This window comes from Brevibacterium sp. 239c, assembly GCF_900169365.1.
GTDB lineage: Bacteria > Actinomycetota > Actinomycetes > Actinomycetales > Brevibacteriaceae > Brevibacterium.
This window is the reverse complement of sequence record NZ_FXZH01000005.1, coordinates 1-23,871: the sequence shown is the minus strand read 5'-3', so window position 1 is coordinate 23,871 and position 23,871 is coordinate 1. Positions and strand designations below refer to the sequence as shown.

The 23,871-nt window shown below is 59.6% G+C and carries 15 protein-coding genes, 1 rRNA gene and 1 pseudogene; 15 read left to right on the top strand and 2 right to left on the bottom strand.

All coding sequences use genetic code 11. The features are described 5' to 3' along the window. The first annotated feature begins 1,572 nt into the window (after positions 1–1,572). Genes BSP239C_RS06125 through BSP239C_RS06110 form a run of 4 tightly spaced genes read left to right on the top strand, consistent with a single transcriptional unit; the run spans position 1,573 to position 10,479 of the window. Positions 1,573–4,836 (top strand): helicase-related protein, encoded by a 3,264-nt coding sequence (locus BSP239C_RS06125; protein WP_101571341.1) that lies wholly within the window; start codon positions 1,573–1,575, stop codon positions 4,834–4,836. A gap of 7 nt (positions 4,837–4,843) precedes the next feature. Beyond that, positions 4,844–5,509: a DUF4391 domain-containing protein gene (locus BSP239C_RS06120; RefSeq protein WP_101570976.1), complete on the top strand. Its 666-nt coding sequence runs from the start codon at positions 4,844–4,846 to the stop codon at positions 5,507–5,509. Positions 5,510–5,512: 3 nt separating this feature from the next. Continuing rightward, positions 5,513–7,396, top strand: a complete 1,884-nt coding sequence (locus tag BSP239C_RS06115) for a site-specific DNA-methyltransferase (protein WP_101570974.1) — start codon at positions 5,513–5,515, stop codon at positions 7,394–7,396. A 5-nt stretch (positions 7,397–7,401) separates the two neighbouring features. Continuing rightward, positions 7,402–10,479, top strand: coding sequence for a type III restriction-modification system endonuclease (locus BSP239C_RS06110; protein WP_101571339.1), 3,078 nt, complete (start codon positions 7,402–7,404; stop codon positions 10,477–10,479). Between the two features lie 484 nt (positions 10,480–10,963). On the opposite strand, the pseudogene BSP239C_RS21335 reads toward BSP239C_RS06110, so the two are convergent. Together BSP239C_RS21335 and BSP239C_RS06105 are read right to left on the bottom strand one after the other, a co-directional pair. Further along, a pseudogene (locus BSP239C_RS21335) lies at positions 10,964–11,092 on the bottom strand (hypothetical protein); the annotation flags it as partial. 265 nt (positions 11,093–11,357) lie between these two features. Then, positions 11,358–12,332, bottom strand: a complete 975-nt coding sequence (locus BSP239C_RS06105; RefSeq protein ID WP_101570972.1) for a quinone oxidoreductase — start codon at positions 12,330–12,332, stop codon at positions 11,358–11,360. A gap of 44 nt (positions 12,333–12,376) precedes the next feature. On the opposite strand from BSP239C_RS06105, the gene argC reads away from it, so the two are divergent. The 11 genes from argC to BSP239C_RS06050 form a co-directional block, all read left to right on the top strand. Beyond that, positions 12,377–13,486 (top strand): N-acetyl-gamma-glutamyl-phosphate reductase, encoded by a 1,110-nt coding sequence (gene argC, locus BSP239C_RS06100; RefSeq protein WP_101570970.1) that lies wholly within the window; start codon positions 12,377–12,379, stop codon positions 13,484–13,486. Then, the gene (argJ, locus tag BSP239C_RS06095; protein WP_101570968.1) at positions 13,483–14,661 is read left to right on the top strand and encodes a bifunctional glutamate N-acetyltransferase/amino-acid acetyltransferase ArgJ; all 1,179 of its coding nucleotides are present in this window, start codon (positions 13,483–13,485) and stop codon (positions 14,659–14,661) included. The genes argC and argJ overlap by 4 nt, the downstream gene beginning before the upstream one ends. Continuing rightward, positions 14,658–15,659, top strand: coding sequence for an acetylglutamate kinase (gene argB / locus BSP239C_RS06090; RefSeq protein ID WP_101570966.1), 1,002 nt, complete (start codon positions 14,658–14,660; stop codon positions 15,657–15,659). Before argJ ends, argB begins: the two co-directional genes overlap by 4 nt. Further along, on the top strand, positions 15,652–16,869 hold the full coding sequence (locus tag BSP239C_RS06085) for an acetylornithine transaminase (RefSeq protein WP_101570964.1): 1,218 nt from the start codon (positions 15,652–15,654) through the stop codon (positions 16,867–16,869). The genes argB and BSP239C_RS06085 overlap by 8 nt, the downstream gene beginning before the upstream one ends. A gap of 93 nt (positions 16,870–16,962) precedes the next feature. Further along, complete coding sequence (gene argF, locus BSP239C_RS06080; protein ID WP_101570961.1) at positions 16,963–17,886, top strand: ornithine carbamoyltransferase; 924 nt, start codon at positions 16,963–16,965, stop codon at positions 17,884–17,886. After that, entirely contained in the window at positions 17,883–18,416 is a 534-nt protein-coding gene (locus tag BSP239C_RS06075) for an arginine repressor (RefSeq protein WP_101570959.1), read from the top strand. Before argF ends, BSP239C_RS06075 begins: the two co-directional genes overlap by 4 nt. 76 nt (positions 18,417–18,492) lie before the next feature. Next, positions 18,493–19,914, top strand: a complete 1,422-nt coding sequence (argH, locus tag BSP239C_RS06070) for an argininosuccinate lyase (protein WP_101570957.1) — start codon at positions 18,493–18,495, stop codon at positions 19,912–19,914. Between the two features lie 66 nt (positions 19,915–19,980). After that, positions 19,981–20,820: a GIY-YIG nuclease family protein gene (locus BSP239C_RS06065; protein ID WP_257930104.1), complete on the top strand. Its 840-nt coding sequence runs from the start codon at positions 19,981–19,983 to the stop codon at positions 20,818–20,820. 189 nt (positions 20,821–21,009) lie between these two features. Continuing rightward, a complete protein-coding gene (gene tyrS, locus BSP239C_RS06060) occupies positions 21,010–22,296 on the top strand; it encodes a tyrosine--tRNA ligase (protein ID WP_101570954.1) in 1,287 nt (428 codons plus the stop codon). A 298-nt stretch (positions 22,297–22,594) separates the two neighbouring features. Then, positions 22,595–22,996, top strand: a complete 402-nt coding sequence (locus BSP239C_RS06055; protein WP_101570952.1) for a YccF domain-containing protein — start codon at positions 22,595–22,597, stop codon at positions 22,994–22,996. A 543-nt stretch (positions 22,997–23,539) separates the two neighbouring features. Beyond that, a 16S ribosomal RNA gene (locus BSP239C_RS06050) occupies positions 23,540–23,871 on the top strand; the annotation flags it as partial.

Genomic DNA, 23,871 nt, shown 5'->3' with positions numbered 1-23,871 from the left:
TTGCGTGGCGCAATTGTTTTGGTGCAGGCGCACCTCCAGCCCGGACGGGACCTCAGCTCCGATCATGTTCACGTATTTGAGGAAATTTCTGTGGTGGCGCTTGGACAGACACGAGCCGTTCAGCCTTATCGTCGCCACGTCCAAGGCTGCGGACAGCCTCGCCGCGGTGTTTTAGTAGCGAGTAATCGTTGCCAGGAGTCCATAGTTAAAGGCAACGATGACTGGGTCCGGATCCAGAGTCTAGATTGAGGACTTCTCATCGTCACGGAGCCCGGTCGCTTGCTCTGGCAAGTCCAGGCAGAGGCCGACTGCGTCGTTTAGTTTTCCGCGAGCTGCGGGTTGTTGGATAGTTTGAACGTCACGCCAAATGCGGCCGTCAGGCCGCGTGCGGCTCGGATACGTTGCACCTGTGCCGACTATACCCCGGACCGGCCGGTTCTCATCCGCGCCAACCAGTGCGTGTGCCCATCGTGCGTCGAATTCCGTGTCCCCCACGATTTCATTGATTTTCGATTGCGAAATTGAAGGTGTTGGGTCCGGGCCAATCTGACCGCTCCCAGCTTTGCGAGGTTCGGCTGGGCGAACTGGGCCTGGTAGGAAAGCACCGTCACCGGTGTCACTCCTACAGTGTGGGTGAGAAATGTTCATTGGCCGGCCCTTCTGCAACCATCGGCAGCACCTGGGCCCTTTGCGCCTCGCAGGGGGCGGAAATCTACGACTTAAGCAGCACTTCCACCTTCGCCCTGCTCGTCGGTGACTACCTAAGCTGAAGAACGATGCACCTTGCCTCAAGGATGCCCACCGAACCACTATCCATTTTGGAGACACAACGTTAGTGCAGTTTGGACATTCCCCGTTGGCCCCGAGGTACCAACAAAAGCCATGAAGTTCGTGAGGCCAATGCTCACTTCTCGGCACGCCCCGGGAGAGGCGGGCAGACAATGTTGGCAATTAAAGCAATGTTTGTCCTTAGCCCCGGGGCTCGGGGAGGCTTGTGTCACCTGGCGGGCGACGTGCGACTCCGGAATCCTCGTCGAGGTATCCCTTCTCAAGGTCGAAAGCTGCCGCTTCCCTAGCTGCACCGCGTCCTCTTCGAAATCTGTGACGTAAGCAGATATGATGACGTCGTTGAACGTGATCCCGGGGCGATCGCTCGCAATACTGCGGTGGGAGTGGTGCCGAACGAAGGCGATGGCTAAATGGTAGAGCGTGGCCGGGAAATGACACTTTCTCACTGAAAATTCACCGGCCCCGACCGACTTCGACAAGCCACACCCGATCGATCCCGGTAAAAGCAGCGCTCAGGGCGGTAACATCGTTAGTAGTTGGATTAAAAAGTGACGACGATTGAGTGGGGTGTCCTGTGTCCGCGTCCCGGTTGTATGCTGACGACATCGATGCTGGTCCCGGCATTGCCAGAGAGTCTTGTGGCATCAGGGTCGCTCACAGATTTATGCCAACTCATAAGATGGGCAGAGTGTGGATGTTCCAGCCCAGCGAGATCGAAGGCTATTCCCGTAGCGAGGCAGTTGTGACTCAGAGCGGGGACGACGAAGAAAGTGAGTGACTAGCTTGCGGATCATCAACAACGTCACCGACCTCCTCGGTGATGATCTCAAAGCGGAGATCACAACTGGCTCAAAGGTACGTATCGCCGCCTCGACATTTTCGATCTTCGCGTTCGAGGCGCTGCGGAAAGAGCTGGGGCAGGTCTCTGAACTCGAGTTCATTTTCACTTCACCATCGTTCATGACTGAGAAGGCGACGGACAAGCTCCGAAAGGAGCGTCGCGAGTTCTTCATACCGTACTGGGGTGCGGAGTCGACTCTAGCGGGGTCGGAGTTTGAGATCCGATTGCGAAACAAGTTGACCCAAGGCGCGATAGCACGTGAGTGTGCGGAGTGGGTGCGTGGCAAGGTCACATTCCGGTCGAATGCGACCGGTAGTCCGATGCAGCAGTTCGCCGTAGTTGATGACAGGGTAGCGTACTTGCCACTACAGGGGTTTACTACAGCCGACCTCGGTTATGAGCGTGGAAACGCGGTCTCGAACATAGTGCACCGAGTGGACGATGCGCCCATGACGGCCCAGTACATGCAACTTTTCGACCAGATTTGGGCGAACTCTGCACAACTCGAGGATGTCACTCAGAGCGTCCATGATCACATATCCAGCGTGTACGCGGAGAACCCACCCGCTCGTATCTACTTCCTTATACTTTATAATCTGTTCTCAGAGTTCCTCGACGATATTAGCGAGGACGTGCTGCCGAACGACCGCACTGGATACCAAGACACCAAAGTGTGGCAGAGCCTGTACAACTTCCAGCACGACGCTGCGACCGGGATCATCAACAAGCTGGAGACCTACAACGGTTGCATCCTTGCCGACTCAGTCGGCCTCGGTAAGACATTCACGGCCTTGGCTGTGATCAAATACTACGAACTGCGCAATAAGTCCGTGCTCGTACTGTGCCCGAAAAAGCTCGCCGAGAACTGGACGAACTACAACGCCAATCTCACGACAAACATCTTCGCCGCAGATCGGTTCAGCTACGACGTCCTTGCCCACACGGATTTGTCCCGAACTAAAGGCGAATCCCTTGGATTGCGCCTGGATCGAATCAACTGGGGCAATTACGACCTCGTTGTGATTGATGAGTCCCACAATTTCCGTAACGCCGACTATGCGCAGGAGAAAGAATCGCGCTACCAGCGGCTGATGCGGCAAGTCATCCGCGAGGGCGTTAACACGAAGGTATTGATGCTCTCGGCTACCCCGGTGAACAACCGCTTCAACGATTTGAAGAACCAACTCCAGCTCGCGTACGAGGGCGAGTCGGAAAACCTCGCACAGCACCTGAACCTCTCCACGACGGTTGAGAAGGTTTTCTCCGATGCTCAACGGGTGTTTAACGAGTGGTCCAAACTCGACTCGGCGCAGCGCACAACCGATCGCATCCTACAGATGCTCGACTTCGATTTCTTCGAGCTGTTGGACTCGGTCACCATCGCACGATCCCGTAAGCACATACAGGCGTTCTATGACACGACCGAGATCGGAGCGTTCCCGGAGCGGCTCGATCCACTGTCGATCCACCAGTCACTCACCGACCTCCCGAAAGCACCCAGCTTCAACGACATCTTTGAGCGGCTCCAATCCCTCACTCTCGCGGTATATGCACCGCTGGAGTATGTGTTCGCGAGCCGACGTGCAAAGTACGAAGAGCGGTACAACGTCACTGTCGGCACCGCCCGCGCCAACTTGGGACAGGCTGGTCGTGAGCAAGGGCTGAAGAAGCTTATGACTGTGAACCTTCTCAAACGGCTGGAAAGTTCGGTCGAGGCTTTTCGGCTGACGCTGACGAAGATTGAAGAATCCGTGGCCCACTCCCTTGGCCGTATTAGCAGCCACACCGGATTCTTGGCAGACATCGCGCCGGACCTCGCCGGGCTCGACTTCGATATTGACGAAGAGGACGACGCGAACATCGAAGCGATCGCAGTCGGCGAGAAGATCAAGATCGACCTCCACGACCTTGACATCGAGTCATGGCAGCGGGACCTGTGGAGCGACCGTGAGACGCTGCGGGCACTTCTCGATGAAATGCACAAGATTACGCCCGAACACGACCTGAAGCTCCGCAAGCTCAAAGAGTTGATCCAGCACAAAGCGCAGCATCCGATCAATCCTGGAAACCGCAAGGTGTTGGTGTTCTCTGCTTTCGCAGATACCGCCAACTACCTCTACCGTGAACTCGCTTCAAGCCTCTCTCTAGCGGGATTGGAAGCAGCTGTCATCACGGGCGGCAGCCACGGCGCGAAGACCACACTTGGCACCGGCTACGACTTCCAGCAGGTCATGGCGTTGTTCTCGCCACAGTCGAAGCAGCGTCACCTGACGATGCCGAATGAGGCCCAGGAACTGGACGTTCTGATAGGGACTGACGTCATCAGTGAAGGCCAGAACTTGCAGGACTGCGACTACGTGATCAATTACGATATCCACTGGAACCCTGTACGGATCATCCAGCGGTTCGGGCGTATTGACAGGATCGGCTCCCAGAACAGTTGCATCCAACTCGTCAACTTCTGGCCCGACATTTCGTTGGATGAGTACATCAACCTCAAAGTGCGTGTTGAGTCCAGGATGGTAATTGCCGACCTCGCCGGGACGGCCGATGACAACGTTCTCACACTTGAAGACTCCGACGCCGCCTTCCGTAAGGAACAGCTCCGTAAACTACAAGATGAAGTCATCGAGCTGGAAGATGTCCGTACCGGTGTCTCTATCACCGACCTCGGACTCAATGATTTCCGGATGGACCTCCTCGGCTACATCAAGGAATATGGTGACCTCGCGGCCGTGCCCAAGGGGCTACACGGCGTTATCCCCGCGGACCCGGACACGGGACTCGTGCCCGGGGCGATCTTCGCCCTCCGCAACGTCAACGCCGACGAGCAGATGAACCGCGGTAACCGCCTCCATCCGCACTACCTCGTCTATCTCGATGATCAGGGCGAGGTGGTCGCAGACCACACCGAGGCCAAGCATCTCCTCGACCTGCTGCGCGCCGGGTGCCGGCCGCGTGAGGAACCCGTGCCGGCGGTCGTGAGGACCTTCAACTCCGCCACGGCTGAAGGCGCGAGGATGGATACGTACTCGGAGCTTCTAACCGACGCGATCCATTCAATTATCAATGTTGCAGAAGAGCGCGACATCGACAGCCTTTTCACCGGTGGGCGTACCACCGCGCTCACCCGGACCATCGCTGGCCTGGACAACTTCGAGCTGACAGCGTTCATTGCGATCGTCGATTCGAATCAGGTTGAGTGAGCAACGTATGGCCGACCTTCTATACAAATGGCCTGTCGCGGCCAAGTTCGAACGACGCGTCCCCAAAGAGAAATTCTACGAGAAAGCCAATGTGAGTAAGGCCGTGCGCGACCGTTTCGTCTCAGATGTGCAGCGAATCACGTGGGCGTACAAGCTCGCGGAATCCACCATCAACCTGTCCGGAAATGACGCTGTTCCCGAGGTGCAGGTCTTCCGGCTCGACGTCAAGAAGGACGATCTTTCGGACCTAGTGTTGACTGCGATCGACAAGGCTATCCAGTACCCGATCATCTTCGAGATCGCACGCACACTCGATGCTGAGCCACAGGTGCGGTTGGTCGCGGCACACAAGCGGCTCGGGGCAGGGACTCCGAAGCTCAGCTCCTACTACACAACCGGCTGGCAAGCCGCAGGTGCAGAGCGGCACCCACTCCCAGTAGCCGTCTCGCTACCTGCCCTCTACGGGGCACTCTTGGAGCCACTGATCCCAGTGACGTTGCGGCCCGACGAGGAGATGTCGGAGGTAGCCGACAGACTGAGCGCCGTGCGAATGCTCGAGCGTGAGATCGCCGTTCTGGAACGGAGACTCCGCACCGAGCCACAGCTCAATCGCAAGATTGATCTGCGCCGAATACTCAAGACGAAGCAAACACAACTGAAACAGCAGAGGTAATCCGTGAACAAGCTCCGAATGACGTCGCCCGATTTGACCGATGCCAATATTGACAAGCTCGCCGAGCTGTTTCCAACCGTCGTTACTGAGAGCATCGACGACGACGGTAACAGCAAGATGGCCATCGACTTCGACCTCCTGCGGCAAGAACTCTCAGACCACGTCGTCGAAGGGCCGCAGGAGCGTTACCGGCTCGACTGGCCAGGCAAGCGAGCCGCAGCCTTCGCTGCGAACGCACCCATCGCCAAGACGCTCCGTCCCGTGAGAGAAGCTTCGGTCAACTTTGACACGACGAAGAACCTCTTCATCGAGGGTGACAACCTCGACGCTCTGAAGCTAATCCAGGAGTCCTATCTCGGCAAGATCAAGCTGATCTACATCGATCCGCCGTACAACACGGGTGGCGACCGGTTCGTGTACCCGGATGACTATGCGCAGGATAACGACAGCTATCTCGCAGCATCTGGTCAGACGGACGAACTCGGTAATAGGTTGGTGGCGAACATTGAGTCAAACGGACGCTTCCACACGGATTGGCTCACCATGATGTACCCGCGTTTGAAGCTCGCGCGCAACCTTCTCACGGACGACGGTGTAGTTTTTGTCTCGATTGACGACAACGAATCGGCGGCTCTGAAGCAGATGCTTGACGAAATCTTTGGGGCTTCGAACTTCTTGGCCACCGTCATCTGGGAGAAAGTCTATTCGCCTATGAATAGTGCGACCCAATTCGCATCGGTGCATGATTATGTTCACGTATATGCAAGAAATGGTGCCGACTGGGCTTCGAACTTGCTTCCGAGGACGGAGGAGCAGGACAAAGCCTATAAGAATCCGGACAATGATCCTCGGGGCCGCTGGAAGTCGACCGATGCAACTGCGGCCTCAGGCCACGCAACAGCGAGCCAGTTCTATAAACTAGTTACCCCCGCCGGGCATAGTTTCAGTCCTCCGCCCGGTCGAGCCTGGCTCTATACGAAGGACCGATATGAGGAGATGGTCGCCGACGGACGTGTCTGGTTCGGGAAAAATGGCTCGAATCGTCCGGCAATTAAGCGATTCCTGTCAGAAGTGAAGCAAGGTCGCGTGGCTGAGACCTTCTGGCCGTACTCTGAGGTCGGCCACAACCAAGAAGCAAAAAAAGAATTGATCGCCCGCATGCACTCCGACTCCTCGGATCTGGTCTTTTCGACCCCCAAACCTACTCGGCTCGTGCGGCGCATGCTTCAGTTGGCAACCTCAGTTGAGTCCGAGGATATTGTTCTCGACTTCTTTGCGGGCTCTGCCACCACCGGCGACGCTGTAATGCAACAAAATGCCGAGGATGGAGGGAACCGTCGCTTCATCCTGGTGCAATTGAACGAACCGGTTGCCCCAGCATCAGAGCAGTTTGCAACACTCGCGGACTTCTCCGTTGAGCGCCTTCGTCGCGCTGGCAGGGAAATCGTCGACGATCCCACCTTGGATGCCGAGCATATCGACGTAGGATTTCGGAGCCTGAGAGTTGACACCACCAACAAGCTCGACGTTCTCCGCACGCCCGATGGAACAGATCAAGAGACGTTGTCGGTTTTGGAAGACAGCATTAAGAGCGATCGCACCGGCGAAGACCTGCTCTTCCAGATTCTCCTCGACTGGGGGCTCGAGGTGACGATGTTCGTGTCAGTTGAGAAGGTCGAAGGGCATGAGGTCTTCGTGGTCGAGGACGAAGCACTCGTCGCGTGTTTTGATGACGATGTGAGCCCAGAGTTGGTGCGCGCGCTCGCGAAGCGTGAGCCGCTTCGGGCGGTGTTCCTTGACTCCGGATTCGCTTCGGATGCTGAACGAATTAATGCGGAGCAGGTCTTCCGCGAGATTTCGCCGTCCACTGACGTGAAGGCGATCTGACCGTGATGAAACTTCAGTTTAAGGTTCAGCAATACCAGACCGACGCCGTAGACTCGGTGGTCGTAGTTTTCGACGGACAGCCTAAGCAAGATGGGGTTTCCTACCGGATTGACCCGGGTCAAGCAAGACTCACTGTCACGCCTGCGCTGTTCGAGACGAACGACAACCCCGATTCGGGATTACGGAACGCCGAAATCGCTCTCGTTGGTCCGCAGCTCCTGGAGAACGTCCAGAGAATCCAGCGTTCCCGCAATCTCCCTCTCTCGGCCGCGTTGATTGATAGCAAGGCGGCTCCGGGCGCACCGAATCTCGATGTCGAGATGGAGACCGGTACAGGCAAGACCTATGTCTACATCAAGACGATCATGGAGCTGCACAAGCGGTACGGCTGGTCGAAGTACATTGTCGTCGTGCCGTCTGTCGCGATTCGCGAGGGAGTGAAGAAGACGTTCGACGTGACCGCTGAGCACTTCCAGCAGCAGTACGGTACCAAGCCGCGATCGTTCGTGTACAATTCCTCCCAGTTACATGAACTGGAGCGGTTCAGCTCCGACGCTGGGGTGCAGGTGATGATCATCAACATCCAAGCCTTCAATGCAACGGGCAAGGACAACCGGCGTATCTACGACGTTCTTGACGATTTCCAGTCGCGGAAGCCGATCGACGTGATCGCGGCTAATCGTCCGGTTGTGATTATCGACGAGCCGCAGAAGATAGGTGCCCCCAAGTCGCTTGCTGCTCTGTCGCGGTTCAACGGGCTGATGATGCTCCGCTACTCGGCGACGCACAAGGCCGAGCACACTAAGGTGCACCGTCTCGATGCCCTGGACGCCTACAACGAGAAGCTTGTGAAGAAGATCGCTGTGCGCGGAATTACTGTCAAGGGTTTGGCCGGCACGACGGCCTACCTCTACTTGGACTACATCGAGATCGCCAACGGAGCGAAGCCACGCGCTCGGGTTGAGATCGAGGTACAAACTCAGTCAGGAATCAAGCGGCAAGTGAAACGCCTCGACGCCGGCGTGAATCTGCACGATGTGTCGAACGGGATCGAGGCCTACAAAGGACTCTTCCTTACCGAAGTTGATGCCAACCGCGACGTGATCGAGCTAAGCAACGGCGATGTTGTCGTTGCGGGTCAACTAGCTGACCGCGACGTGACTGAGGACACGAAGCGTCGTATCCAGATTCGAGAAGTCATCCGCGCGCATCTGGACAAGGAACGTGAGCTGTTCAGTCAGGGCATCAAGACGCTGTCCCTGTTCTTCATCGACGAGGTCGGCAAATACCGGGATTACGACCGCGAGGACACGCTAGGCGACTACGCTCGCGTCTTCGAGGAAGAATACGTCGCGATTCGGGCAGATGTGCTCGGCGAGTTGGCTATCGACGAAGCCACCGAGAAGTACCAGGCATACCTCCGTCGCGACGAGGTTTGGCAGGTGCACGAGGGTTACTTCTCGATCGACAAAAAAACTAGGCAACAGATTGACGGCAAGGTCTCGGGCCGAGGCGAAGACAAGGGGCAGTCCACGGACACAAGTGCGTACGACCTGATACTTAAGGACAAGGAACGTCTACTGTCGTTTACAGAGCCTGTCCGCTTCATCTTTTCGCACTCGGCACTACGCGAAGGATGGGACAACCCGAACGTATTCGTGATGGGGATGCTCAAGAAGAGCGACAACATGGTGTCCCGCCGTCAGGAGATCGGCCGTGGTCTGCGATTGGCGGTTGATCAACAAGGTGAACGAATGGACAACGAGATCACCGTGCACGACATCAATGAGCTGACGGTTGTCACTGATGAGTCCTACACTGAGTTCGTAACTGGTCTGCAGAAGGAGATCTCCGAGTCCCTTGCAGCGCGTCCTCGGAAGGCGAGCATCAAGTATTTCACCGGCAAAACGATCCGGACTCCTGATGGCGAGTCCGTTGTCGAAGAAGCCGTCGCACAGGCACTCTACAAGTACCTAATCCGCAACGATTATCTCAACGACGATGACACGATTTCCGACGCATACAAACTGGCGAGGGAATCCGGAGAGCTCACAGGTCCCACTTCGGAAGTACTCCGTCCGGTGATCGACTTCATTTGGCCTCTCGTTGACGCGCTCTATATCGAGGTGCCAGACCTCGTGGACGGCCGCAAGCCCAAGAAAATTCCGCTCAACGCGGCAAACTTTGCCAAGAAGGAGTTTCAAGCCTTGTGGGGAAAGATCAATCATAAGGCGGTCTACCAGGTTGAGTTCGACTCCGATGAGCTGATCCGAAAGGCTATTGCGAATCTCGACACGCACCTGCATGTCGATTCGATGCAGTACGTTGTTCAGACCGGTCGACAACGCGATCAGCTGGAGTCCGATGAGCTCAACAGCGGTTCCGGCTTTGACGTGTCGAGTACTCAGACTTATACAGAATCGGTCAGCGTGGGCTCGCAGGTGAAGTATGACCTTCTCGGCGAGATCGCGGAGAAGACAAAACTCACCCGCCGCACCGCCGCGGTGATTTTACACGGGGTGCAGCCAGGTACGTTCGCGAAGTTTCGTCGCAATCCTGAACAGTTCATCACGGAGGCTGCGCGGTTGATCAATGAACAGAAGGCGACTGTGATTGTCGAGCACCTGACCTATGACGCGTTGGACGACCGATTCGAATCCGCCATCTTCACGGAGAACCAAACAAAGCAAGACCTCACCCACGCTGGCAACAAGCTCTCGAAGCACATCTACGACTACGTCGTCACCGATTCCAAGATCGAGCAATCGTTCGTCACCGAGCTGGATGCCAGCAAGGAGGTCGCGGTTTATGCTAAATTGCCACGCGGGTTCTTCATTCCGACACCCGTCGGTGACTACAATCCCGACTGGGCAATCGCCTTCATCGAAAACAGTGTCAGGCACGTCTATTTCGTCGCCGAGACGAAGGGTTCGCTATCAACGCTTCAGCTTAAGGGAGTTGAAAACGCCAAGATTGAGTGTGCCCGTAAGTTTTTCGCGTCACTGAACAAGAAGAACGGCCAGGACGTTACCTACGATGTCGTCACCGACTACTCCGAGTTGATGCAGCTAGTCGCGGGATAGTGGCGATGACAAACGAATTGTATTGTTTCGTCATTTCCGGGTCGCGCCCAAAGTGCTGAGGGAGTAGTAACCCGATGGAAGGACGCTCAGCATTTTAGAGAGCAAGGAGCAGCGTCGTACGTTCGCGCCCTAGTACCGGCGTGACGCCGCGACTTTGGTCTTTGGTGCCGGTTGCTTGATCGCGTCAATGGCCAGCGAGATTTGTATCGAGAAACTAGTCCCTGGGTACCTGGGGCAAAGGCGAGAAGCAGTGCTGACAAGGCCAAGGGGTATCGACGGGGCCGGTAGGTGAGGGCGCGCCGGCAGAGTTACCCCGATTGCGGCGACTTCGAACTCAAACAAGACGACGAGTTCCTGGGAAGATTGACTTTTCCCAGAAACTCGAATCCGTGCTTCACAAATTCGCGTTCTCGGCCACGACCCTCTGATGCTCAGCGGCGGATACGGTCTCCTGCCGCCCGGTGTCGAAACTCTCTGAGATCTCTTAGCGGTGCTTCTTGAACCAGTTGCCCAGAGTCGTCGCCTTCACGCCAACGCTCGACGAGACGTGAGTGATCGGCATATCAGCGGTGAGAAAAAACTTGACGGGTCCGTCCTTAAACATCTGGGTGTACTTCTTCTTGGTGGTGGTCTTGCTTGTGAGTGCTCCTTAAGATCTGTCCCACGTAACCTTCCGGCCACATCTTGAAACCACCCAGAGATCTGCACTCGAGTACTCGTATCAGTCAAACCAAGTTTTGCGTCAGCTTCGGCATCGAACCCCGGGGCGAGTTTGACATTCTTGTGATGCTGTCCCAGTCGGATGCAAGTTTCAAGCTGAACCCAGATTTGGACGTTAAATCTAGGTACTGCTGGCAGATCAAATTAAACAGTTAGGATTACACCGTCAGCACAACCTTCCCGGTCGTCTCCCGTCCCTCAAGCGCACGATGGGCATCCGCAGCCTCCGCCAACGCAAACGTCGCACCCACCCGGAAGTTCAGCCAACCGTGCTCGATGCCGTTAAACAGCATGGATGAGCGCTTCGCCAGCTCCTCTGACGACCGCACGAACCAAGCCAGCGACGGCCGTGACAGGAAGATTCCGCCCGATGCGTTGAGCCCCTGGATATCGAACGGCGGCACCTGACCCGAGGCTCCACCGAAGAGCACCATCGAGCCGAGTGGCTTCAGCGAAGCGAGCGAAGCATCGAAGGTGGTCTTGCCGACTCCGTCGTAAGCGACCTCGACGCCTTCGCCGTCGGTGAGTTCCCTGACCTTCGCGGTGACGTCGACGCCCCCGCCGTAGAGGAACACCTCATCGGCTCCGGCCTTGCGCGCCAGCTCAGCCTTCTCCTCGGTGCTCACGGTCGAGATGACGTTGCCGCCCAGGTGCTTGATGATCTGGGTGAGCAGCAGTCCGACCCCGCCGGCACCGGCATGGACAAGCGCAGTATGGCCGGGCTTGATCTCATGCGAGCTCGTGGCCAGGTACTGAGCGGTCAGGCCCTGCAGCGGCATTGCGGCGGCAACTTCGGTGCTCACACCCTCGGGCACGCGCAGCAGGTTATCGGTCTTGACGACGACCTGGGTCGCGTACGACCCCGGGCCCTCGTGCCAGGCGACGCGATCGCCAGAGGAGAAGCTCTCGACACCTTCGCCCACCTCGGCGATGTGACCGGTGCCCTCAGACCCGACGATGTGCGGGTAGCTCATCGGGTACGTGCCCGAACGGCGGTAGGTGTCGATGAAGTTCACGCCCGCGGCCGCGACGTTGACGAGAACCTCACCAGGACCGGGCTGAGGGGTATCGACCTCATTGAACTCGAGAACCTCGGGTCCACCTGCTCGCATCGCCTGAATAGCCTGGGTCATCACGCCTCCTGCATATAATTTAATGTGCTGGTATAGTTATACATATGAATGATCTTACGGTTGCCGTCTCCGGTGCTACCGGATATGCCGGGGGAGAGGTCCTCCGGCTGCTGAGCACTCACCCCCACTTGAACGTCACCACGGTGTGCGGACATTCCACCGCGGGTGAGAAGCTCGGCCGACATCAACCCCATCTTCCCCGATTCTCTGATCTTGTGATCCAAGAGTCCACCGCCGAGGTGCTCGCCGGCCACGATGTCGTCATCCTTGCGCTCCCGCACGGTCAGTCCGGACAGATCGCCTCCGAACTCGAATCCACGAGCCCCGACACCCTCATCGTCGATCTCGCCGCCGACCATCGCCTCATCAGCGCATCCGCGTGGGAGAAGTTCTACGGCTCGGAACACCAGGGCACCTGGACCTACGGTCTGCCCGAACTGCTGACCGCCGACGGCACCAAACAGCGCGAGGCCCTGAAGTCCACGAATCGCATCGCCGTGCCCGGCTGCAATGTCACCGCCGTGAGCCTCGGACTCGCACCGCTCATCCAAGCGGGACTTGCCGCTCCCGCCGGACTCAACGCAGTCCTCGCCAACGGTGTTTCCGGTGCAGGCAAGGCACTCAAACCGCATCTCACCGCCGCCGAAGTCCTCGGCAACGCGTCGCCGTACGGCACAGGTGGCACCCACCGCCACGTGCCCGAGATCGAACAGAACCTCAACGGCGTCATCGGCGCCGACGCCGCTGACGGCCCCACCCGCATCTCCTTCACCCCGACACTCGTGCCGATGGCCCGGGGGATTCTCGCGACCATTACGGCCGACTTCGGGGATCGCATTTGGAAGGGAAAGCACGAGGAGATCACAGCGGAAGCAAGGGTGGAGCAGATTCGCCAAACTTTCGATGATGCTTATGCCGACGAACCCTTCGTCCGAGTCCTGCCCGACGGCCAGTGGCCACAGACCGCTGCCACCACCGGATCGAACGTTGCGCAGATCCAGTTCACCGTCGACGAACGGGCCTCAACAATCCTCGTCGTCGTGGCACTGGACAACCTGGTCCGCGGCACGGCTGGACAAGCCATCCAATCCATCCACCTGGCCCTCGGTCTCGACGAGACCACCGCCCTTCCCCTCGAAGGAGTCGCCCCATGAGCGTCACCGCCCCACTCGGCTTCACCGCCGCCGGACTCACCGCAGGACTCAAACCCTCTGGCACCAAAGACCTCTCCCTGGTCATCAACAACGGACCCGACACCGCCGTCGCCGCCGTCTACACCTCGAACCGGTGCAAAGCCAACCCCGTCCTGTGGTCGCAGAAAGCCTCGGCCAACGGGCAAGCTCGCGCCGTGGTCCTCAACTCCGGGGGAGCGAACTGCTACACCGGTGACTTCGGCTACGAGACCACCACGCTGACCGCGCAGACCACCGCCGGACTCCTCACCGACGCCGGCATCGATACCCAGGCAGAGGACGTGCTCGTCTGCTCGACCGGACTCATCGGTGTCGGCGGACAGGACTTCCGCGACTCGATCGTGAACAACCTCGCCCCACTCGTCGCCGCGGCCTATACCAGCGTCGAAGCCGGACAGTCCGCTGCCGAGGCGATCATGACCACCGACACCGTCGCGAAGACCGCCAGCCGCACCGGTTCCAGCGGGTTCACGATCGGCGGGATGGCCAAGGGTGCTGGCATGCTCGCACCCGGACTCGCCACGATGCTCGTCGTCATCACCACAGATGCTGGTCTCGACCAGACCGTGCTCGACCAGGCTCTGCGTGCCTCGACAAGTCAGAGCTTCGACCGCCTCGACACCGACGGCTGCATGTCGACGAACGACACCGTCATCCTCATGTCCTCCGGCGCCCACGATGCCGCCGTCGACGTGGACGAGTTCACCACCTTACTGCGCGAACTCTGCCTCGACCTCATGCACCAACTTCACGTCGATGCCGAAGGCGCTCACCACGACATCGCGATCACCACTCAGGGTGCGGCCAGTGAGGCCGAGGCTGTCGAGGTCTCCCGCTCCGTGTCCCGTTCGGCCCTGTTCAAGGCAGCGATCTTCGGTCAGGACCCGAACTGGGGACGCGTCGTCGCCCAGGTGGGTACCACCTCGGCGAGCTTCGACCCCACGGCCATCGACGTGATCATCAACGGCACCGAGGTGTGCCGGGCCTCTGGTCCCTATGAGGACCCGGAGAAGGTCACATTCGACCGCAACGTCGACGTCGTCATCGACCTCCACGCAGGAGATCACACCGCCACGGTCTGGACCTCGGACCTCACCCACGATTACGTCGAAGAGAACAGCGCCTACTCCACATGAGCAACCCACACGACATGTCCACGAAGTCCACGGCCGCCCGGCTTGCCGCCGCCCAGGTCAAGGCCGAAGCCCTGACCGAGGCGCTGCCGTGGATCAAGACCTTCGCCGGTGCCACGATCGTCATCAAGTACGGCGGCAACGCGATGATCTCCCCGGAGCTCCAGCAGTCCTTCGCCGATGACATCGCGTTCCTGCGCTTCGCGGGCATCCGACCTGTCGTCGTCCACGGCGGCGGACCCCAGATCACGAAGATGCTGGCTCGCTTGGGTATTGAAAGCGAGTTTAAGGCCGGCCAGAGGGTCACGAGTGAGGAAGCCGCCGAGGTCATCCGCATGGTCCTCTCCGGCCAGGTCAACCGCGACATCGTCTCCCGCATCAACCAGAACGGCAATGCCGCCATCGGGCTCTCCGGTGAGGACGCAGACCTTCTGCTGGCGCACAAGACCCACGCCGAGGTGGACGGTGAGGTCATCGACCTCGGTCGGGTTGGTGAGATCGCCGAGGTCAACACCACCGTGCTCACCGAGCTCCTCGACGCCGGGCGGGTGCCCGTCATCTGCTCGATCGCCTCGGAGATCGACGGTGAGGCCGGCAAGCCCCTGAACATCAACGCCGATCTCGCCGCCTCGGCGGTGGCGAAGGCACTCAGGGCCGACAAACTGATCATGCTCACCGATGTGCCCGGCCTCTACGCCAACTGGCCCGATACCTCGAGCCTGATCTCACGCATCGGCCCGAAGAAGCTGCGTGAACTGCTGCCCAGCCTCGACGCGGGAATGATCCCGAAGATGACCGCGGCCCTCGAGGCCATCGAGCATGGGGTCCAACAGGCCCACATCATCGACGGCCGGATGGCACACTCACTCCTCCTCGAGGTCTTTACCTCCGAGGGCATCGGCACCATGGTCGAAGACGCCGTCGTCGAACCCGCACCACTGGGGGATGGACACAAGGGCGAGGGACACGAGACAAGCACGGAGGAGACGAACGATGAATGAGACAAACACTGTGACAGACCAGGCCCAGACCTGGCGCGACGACTTCTCCCGCGTCCTCTCACCGGTCTTCGGCTCACCCCAGCTCGACCTCGTCCGCGGAGCGGGCGTGCACGCGTGGGACGCCTCGGGCAAGGAATACCTCGACCTGCTGGCCGGCATCGCCGTCAACGCACTCGGTCACTGCCACCCCGCCTGGGTCAAGGCCATCACTGAGCAGGCGTCGACCCTGGGCCACATTTCGAACTTCTTCACCTCCCCACCGCAGATCGCGCTCGCGTCCAAACTTCACGAGGTCCTCGACCTGCCCAGCGGTTCGGCCGTGTTCTTCTCAAACTCCGGTGCTGAAGCCAACGAGGCCGCCTTCAAGATGGCCCGCCGCGCTGGGGGTGGATCACGCCCGATCATCATCGCCATCGAAGGTGCCTTCCACGGCCGGACCATGGGCGCACTCGCACTGACGGCCAAGGCCGCCTACCGCGAGCCCTTCGCACCCGGAGTACCCGGCGTCGTCCATATTCCCTACGGGGACGTCGACGCGCTCGCCGCTGCCATCAACGACACCACTGCCGCCGTCTTCATAGAACCCATCCAGGGCGAGGTCGGAGTCCGGCAACACCCGGCCGGATACCTCACCAAGGTCCGTGAACTCACCCGCGAGGCCGGGGCCCTTCTCGTTCTCGACGAGGTCCAGTCCGGTGTGGCGCGGACCGGTTCGTGGTTCGCCCACCAGGACCCGGAGATCGGCGAAGGCGTCTTCCCCGACATCATCACCTCGGCGAAGGGGCTGGGCGGAGGCATGCCGATCGGGGCCACCATCACCGTGGGCGATGCCAACACCAAACTCCTTGAAGCCGGACAGCACGGGACCACCTTCGGCGGGAACCCGATCGCCTGCGCGGCGGGACTGGCCGTGCTCGAGACCATCGAGACCGAGAACCTGCTCGCCCACACCCGCGACACTGGGGCCTGGCTGAGCGAACAGCTGCTGGGCATCGAGGGAATCGAGAAGGTCACCGGCACCGGACTGCTACTGGGCCTCGAATTGGCCGAGGGCCTCGATGAAAAGGCGATCGCCGCCCGCGCGCTTGAGGCCGGGTTCATCATCAACCCCGTCGCACCCGGACGCCTGCGCCTGGCACCACCGCTGATCATCACGAAAGACGATCTCGCACCGTTCCTTCAGGCCCTGCCCGGACTGCTGCACGGCTGAACACGTTCGCCGCCCACACAGCGGCCACCTCGGCGACCGGGCTATCGACCTTCACCGCCCGTTTGCCCCACACAGACTGACAAAGGACACACCATGACACGGCATTTCCTCAAGGACACCGACCTCACCCCGGCCGAACAAGCACAAGTCCTCGATCTCGCGCTCGAACTCAAAGCCGCCCCGTACTCGCGCACCCCGTTGGCCGGACCACAGACCGCAGCCGTCATCTTCGACAAAACTTCAACGAGGACCCGGGTGTCCTTCGCCGCCGGAATCGCCGCGCTTGGCGGACAGCCGCTCATCATCAACCCCGGCGAGGCGCAGCTGGGACACAAGGAATCCATCGCCGACACCGCCCAGGTGATGTCGCGCATGGTCTCGGCGATCGTCTGGCGCACCTACGCCCAAGCTGGCCTGGAAGAGATGGCACAGAACTCCAGCGTCCCGGTCATCAACTCACTGTCCGATGACTACCATCCCTGCCAGATCCTGGCCGACCTGCTCACGATCCGCGAACACCGCGGCGACGTCGCCGGTCAGACCATGACCTACTACGGCGATGGGGCCAACAACATGGCCAACTCCTACGTCCTCGGCGGAGTCAACGCCGGCATGCACGTGCGCATCGCCGCCCCCGCCGACTACCAACCGGCCGCCGAGATCATCGCTGAGGCGAACGAACTCGCGCAGACCACCGGCGGATCCGTCACGGTCACCGACGACCCCGTGGCTGCCGCCCAGGGCGCCGATGTCCTTGTCACCGACACCTGGGTGTCCATGGGCCAGGATTCGACCGGGCGCGATGACGAAGCCTCACCCTTCGTGAAGTACCAAGTCTCACAAGAGCTCATGAACCTCGGCAACGACCCGATCTTCCTCCACTGCCTGCCCGCCTACCGGGGCAAAGAGGTCACGGCCGAGGTCATCGACGGTCCCGCCTCGGTGGTCTTCGATGAAGCCGAGAACAGACTCCACGCACAGAAGGCACTCATGACATTCCTGCTGGAGAAGCGATGAGCGAGAACCCCACATCACCGACGAACTCGGCACCGCTGACCAAGACTGCGCGGCAGCAGAAGATCATCGATCTCATCACCCGCAAGTCCGTGCATTCCCAGATCGACCTGGCCGAGAACCTGGCAACGATGGGCATCACCGTCACCCAGGCGACACTCTCACGCGACCTCGCCGAGGTGGGGGCCGTGAAGATCCGGTCCACCGCCGGATCCGTCTACGCCGTCCCCGGTGAGGGTGGGGATCGGTCCCTGCAGCAATCGACCGGCGACAGCCTCGATGCCAAGCTGCCCCGGTTGCTCGAAGAACTCCTCGTCTCCGCGGCCGCACAGAAGGACATGGTCGTACTGCGCACACCGCCCGGCGCCGCCCAGTACTTGGCTTCGGCCATCGACCGCTCCTCGATGACCGGGATCTTCGGCACCATCGCCGGCGATGACACTGTTCTCGTCATTGCCGACTCCACAGTCGGGGGACAAGCCTTGGCGGAGACGTTCCTCGAATACGCGGCTGGCGGCCTCGGCGAGGGATAAAGCCTGAGACAATGACAACGAACGATGACGAAAAGACCGGTGACGTGAAAGCGACAACGGTGGGGAAGGACCTTTTGTGAGCGAACGACTGAGCCTATGGGGCGGACGATTCTCGGACGGCCCGGCCGATGCACTGGCCGCGCTGAGCAAGTCGACAGACTTCGACTGGCGCCTGGCCCACTACGACATCGCCGGTTCGAAGGCCCACGCAAAGGTGCTGCACCGCTCGGGTCTGCTCGACGATGACGAGCTGCAGGGCATGACCGAGGCGCTTGACGAACTCGGCCGCCGCGTCGAAACCGGCGAATACGTTGCCGCCGAATCCGACGAGGACGTCCACTCCTCACTCGAACGCGGACTCATCGAGATCGCCGGACCCGAGCTGGGCGGAAAACTGCGTGCCGGCCGGTCCCGCAACGACCAGATCGCGACCCTGGGGCGCATGTACCTGCGCGATCACGCTCGTGACCTGGCCAGTCTGGTCCTCGACGCCGTCGACGTCCTCATCGCCCAGGCTGAAGAGCACCCCGAAGCGCCGATGCCCGGTCGCACCCACCTGCAGCACGCACAGCCTGTGCTACTGGCCCACCACCTCCTGGCCCACGCCTGGCCGTTGCTGCGTGATGTCGCCCGGTTCGTCGACTTCGATGAGCGCGCCGGCATCTCAGCCTACGGTTCGGGTGCCCTGGCCGGATCATCGCTGGGCCTCGACCCTCAGGCAGTGGCCGCGGATCTCGGCTTCAATGACTCGGCAGAGAACTCGATTGATGGCACAGCGGGTCGCGACGTCTTCGCCGAATACCTGTTCATCACCACGATGATCGGCATCAACCTCTCCCGGATGAGCGAAGAGGTCATCGCCTGGGCGACCAAGGAGTTCTCCTTCGTCACCCTCCACGACTCCTACTCGACCGGGTCCTCGATCATGCCGCAGAAGAAGAACCCCGACGTCGCCGAGCTGACCCGTGGCAAGTCCGGTCGCCTCATCGGTGACCTCACCGGCCTGCTCTCCACGCTCAAGGCGCTTCCGCTGGCCTACAACCGTGACCTGCAGGAAGACAAAGAGCCGGTCTTCGACGCTACCGAGACCCTCGAACTTCTGCTCCCGGCCTTCACCGGCATGGTTGCCACGCTGAAGTTCAACACCGAACGCATGGCTTACCTGGCACCGCGGGGATTCGCCTTGGCCACAGACATCGCCGAATGGCTCGTCCGCAAGGGCGTGCCCTTCCGCATCGCCCACGAACTCTCCGGGGAATGCGTGCAGCTGGCCGAGTCGAAGGATGCCGAGCTGTGGGATCTCACAGACGAAGAGTTCGCCGGCATCTCCGAACACCTGGCGCCAGACGTCCGCGAAGTGCTCACCACTCTCGGGTCGATCGACTCCCGCAGTTCCAAGGGCGGAACCGCCCGGTCCGCCGTGGACCAGCAGCTGGCCAACGCCAAGGCCGAGGTTGCAAAGCTGCGCGAGTTCGCCGATTCGGCTCGGAGCGTGTGATACCGATCATCGTTCGCTGGATGGCTGAACGCGTGTCAGCAAGGCCCAAGTGAAAGGATCGAGTCTTTGGAAAGCTCAATATCTGGAGAACTGAAACTTGGACACTTGTTCGCCGCGGCCGGGATCAGCCCGAGCGACGTTCTTGTCATCCGTCACACCTACAATGCGGATGGACTGGCAACTGAAGCCGACCTGACGGACGACAGCATCCTGGCTTATACCCGACGGCAATCTCACGGAAACAAAATTGGATCTCAACCACCCGCCCTATGGCTGAGCTTCATAGCTGAAGGCGGACTTCGCTCGCGATTCCTCACTGCCCACGACAACTTTGGTGAGCTTCCGGAAGAGAGCGACGCTCAACGCCGGTACTTCGACCTCCGCATCTCACGCGCTCTTGAAAACTTTCGGAGAAGGCTGACGATTGAATGGTCTCGTGACCCGGTCAACTGGGCGAAGCGAGGCCAACTGGCCGAGTCCTTCAAGGTTCTTGAAATTGCGGATCCACAACGTGAGGCGTTTCCTGGCTTCGACAACTTGATCGTCGACTATTCGACTTTGGGGTTAGTCATTGAAGATGCCAGATACAGGGATTGGCGGACTGCCTTGGAATCCGTGCAGGGGATCTACCTCATCACTGATCGAAACTCCGGTCGTCAGTACGTCGGCAAGGCAGACGGCCGAGAGAGAATCCTTGGTCGGTGGCGCAGTTATTGGAAATCTGGGCACGGAGGGAATGTAGCGCTTCGCGAACTTTCCGAGGTCGGTATGGCCACCTCTGCTAGTTTTCAATTCAGTCTGCTCCGAGTTTTCGGCCCGGAGGTTCCAGAAGATCAGATCAATGCGGCAGAATCACACTTCAAATCGGCGCTCCTCTCCCGACAGTTCGGTTTCAACAAGAACTGAGTTTGTCAGCATTCTGGAAGGCTGACGCCGGGCAAGCGTATTGGGCAAAGACGGAGTACCCAGGGCGTGTGGCCGTTTCCGGCACGCTCGTGCCTGCCAGTAGAATTGAGACAGCAGGCGAACGATCGGCTGTGCACATTCTCGAATGACCGTACTCATAGACGGTTACTCGGACTCGAAAGGACAATAGTGACCGACATCTTCAGTGAACTCAAGGCCCGTGGCCTCGTCTCGGTTTCGACCGACGAAGCCGCCCTGCAGAAGGCTCTCAATGAGGAATCGCTGACCTATTATGTCGGTTTCGATCCCACCGCACCCAGCCTGCACATGGGCAACCTGGTCCAGCTCATCACCGCCGCGCGTCTGCAGAAGGCAGGACACAACCCCCTGGCCCTCGTCGGCGGAGCAACCGGGCTCATCGGTGACCCCCGTATGTCGGGAGAGCGCACGCTCAACCCGCGCGAGGTCGTCGAGGAATGGTTGGAAAAGATCCGGGCACAGGTCGAGAAGTTCCTCGACTTCAGCGGTCCGAATGCCGCGCAGGTCGTCAACAACTACGAGTGGACATCCGAGATGTCGGCCATCGATTTTCTCCGCGACATCGGCAAGCACTTCCCGATGAACCGAATGCTGGCCAAGGAATCGGTCTCGGCTCGCCTCAACAGCGAAGCAGGAATCTCCTTCACGGAGTTCTCGTACCAGGTGCTGCAGGGCAACGACTACCTCGAACTCCACCGCCGCTACGGCTGCTCCCTGCAGACCGGTGGTTCCGACCAGTGGGGCAACCTGACTTCGGGTGTCGACCTCATCCGCCGCGTCGAACAGCACAGTGTCCATGCCCTGGCCACACCGCTGATCACCAAGGCCGACGGCACCAAGTTCGGCAAGACCGAGTCCGGCACCGTGTGGTTGGACGAGAGCCTGACCAGCCCATACGCGTTCAGCCAGTTCTGGCTCAACGCCGATGACCGCGATGTCGTGAAGTACCTCAAGGTGTTCTCCTTCCGTTCGCTCGAGGAGATTGAGCAGATCGAGGCCGAGTTCACCGCGGCTCCACACACTCGCCTGGCCCAAAAGGTGCTGGCCGAGGATGTGACGACTCTGGTCCACGGCAAGGAGAAATACGAGCAGGCGATCGCTGCGGCTTCTGCCCTGTTCGGTGGGGGAGAGCTGGCCAGTCTCGATGCCTCCACCCTGGGGGCTGCGACATCCGAACTTCCTCGCGGCGATGTCAGCTCGGCCCAGTTGGCCGAGGGTGTACCCGTGGCCGACGCGTTCGTGACCGCCGGCATCGTGAAGTCCAAGGGCGAGGCACGTCGAGCCATCAAGGACGGCGGTGCCTACGTCAACAACGTCAAGGTCACCGGTGACGACCAGACCCTGACCCCCGCCGAGGTGCTCCCCACCGAAGGCGGAGGAGTGATCCTCCTGCGTCGGGGAAAGAAGACCCTGGGGGCTGTTGACATCATCAGCTGAGCACCATGATTGCCGACGACACCGTGTCCTTGATCGATTCGAGGGCACGGTGTCGTCGTATTCACCATCGACACGGTGAAAGCACCGGAGACGACGGCGAGCTGCAATGGACAAGCGAACGACTTGTGATCGTCGATGACAAGCCATTCACTTGTATCGGTACTCGGGCTGGCGGGTTGAGACTTCGGGACTTCGAAGCTCTGGGGGATGTCATTCGTGAGATATCTGGACAGCCTCATGGCGTCAACCGGCGTTGTGACCGAGACTGATATCAGTACTACGTCGAAACGAGGAGAACATGCGCACGCTGCTCAACATCATCTGGTTCATCTTCAGCGGACTGTGGCTGGCACTCGGCTACTACCTCGCCGGTATCATCTGCTGCATCCTCATCGTCACCATCCCCTGGGGAATCGCCTCCTTCCGGATCGGCAACTATGCCCTCTGGCCCTTCGGCCGTGAGGTCATCGAAACGAGGCCGGCAGGTATCGCAACGACGCTGGGCAACATCATCTGGGTGATCGTCGCCGGCATCTGGCTGGCCATCGGGCACGTGGTGACCTCGATCCCGCTCTTCGTCTCGATCATCGGCATTCCGCTGGGATGGGCGAACATCAAACTCATCCCCGTGTCTCTCATGCCCCTGGGCAAGGAGATCGTCGACAGCAACTCCCTCATGCCCGGATACCGCGGAGCCTGACCGTCCGCGCACTGTTTTGAGGGGCTCGCACAGCCCTCGATCCCCGGTATTCCGGGGCCCGAGGCTGTCGCAACTGTCCTGGTGACGGGCGTCACGTCGAGTTTTCCGGTTTCGAGTTGCACGCACCGGCTGGCCTGGTCTAGAGTTGTATCTCGTTGCCCCGCAGAAAACGAGTTCTTCGAGAACAGTTTTCACCCGGTATGACCAGCACAAACACAGTTTGAGTTCGGTACATGACAGGTTGCGGATGGCAACAACAATCGAAACTGACACCCCCGGTGTACGCCGCCATTTTGTGATGGTGTGTGGTGACGGGTGAGTGTGTGTGGTTTGAGAATCCAATAGCGTATTTGTTTGAACAGATAGTGATGCCAGAAACATTATTTTTCTGGTAAGACAATCACATGTTCACACACAAGTCACGGCCCCCTCGCCGGGGTGGTGACGCCAGCGTGTGTGAACATGATTTTTTTAAGCTGACCGCGGTCACCCCGTGACCGTAGTGTTGGCTGTCTTGCTGGGATTCATTCGTAACATAATTTTTTTATGGAGAGTTTGATCCTGGCTCAGGACGAACGCTGGCTGCGTGCTTAACACATGCAAGTCGAACGCTGAAGCCCGCAGCTTGCTCTGGGTGGATGAGTGGCGAACGGGTGAGTAACACGTGAGTAACCTGCCCCCGACTTCGGGATAAGCCCGGGAAACTGGGTCTAATACCGGATATGACAACCGAAGGCATCTTTGGTTGTGGAAAGTTTTTTCGGTTGGGGATGGGCTCGCGGCCTATCAGTTTGTTGGTGAGGTAATGGCTCACCAAGACGACGACGGGTAGCCGGCCTGAGAGGGCGACCGGCCACACTGGGACTGAGACACGG

Bases quoted from the DNA above. Each gene is read 5' to 3' on its own strand.
- BSP239C_RS06120 (WP_101570976.1), top strand. From the start codon at position 4,844: ATGGCCGACCTTCTATACAAATGGCCTGTCGCGGCCAAGTTCGAACGA.
- BSP239C_RS06110 (WP_101571339.1), top strand. From the start codon at position 7,402: ATGAAACTTCAGTTTAAGGTTCAGCAATACCAGACCGACGCCGTAGAC.
- BSP239C_RS06105 (WP_101570972.1), bottom strand. From the start codon at position 12,332: ATGACCCAGGCTATTCAGGCGATGCGAGCAGGTGGACCCGAGGTTCTC.
- argC (WP_101570970.1), top strand. From the start codon at position 12,377: ATGAATGATCTTACGGTTGCCGTCTCCGGTGCTACCGGATATGCCGGG.
- argJ (WP_101570968.1), top strand. From the start codon at position 13,483: ATGAGCGTCACCGCCCCACTCGGCTTCACCGCCGCCGGACTCACCGCA.
- argB (WP_101570966.1), top strand. From the start codon at position 14,658: ATGAGCAACCCACACGACATGTCCACGAAGTCCACGGCCGCCCGGCTT.
- BSP239C_RS06085 (WP_101570964.1), top strand. From the start codon at position 15,652: ATGAATGAGACAAACACTGTGACAGACCAGGCCCAGACCTGGCGCGAC.
- argF (WP_101570961.1), top strand. From the start codon at position 16,963: ATGACACGGCATTTCCTCAAGGACACCGACCTCACCCCGGCCGAACAA.
- BSP239C_RS06075 (WP_101570959.1), top strand. From the start codon at position 17,883: ATGAGCGAGAACCCCACATCACCGACGAACTCGGCACCGCTGACCAAG.
- BSP239C_RS06055 (WP_101570952.1), top strand. From the start codon at position 22,595: ATGCGCACGCTGCTCAACATCATCTGGTTCATCTTCAGCGGACTGTGG.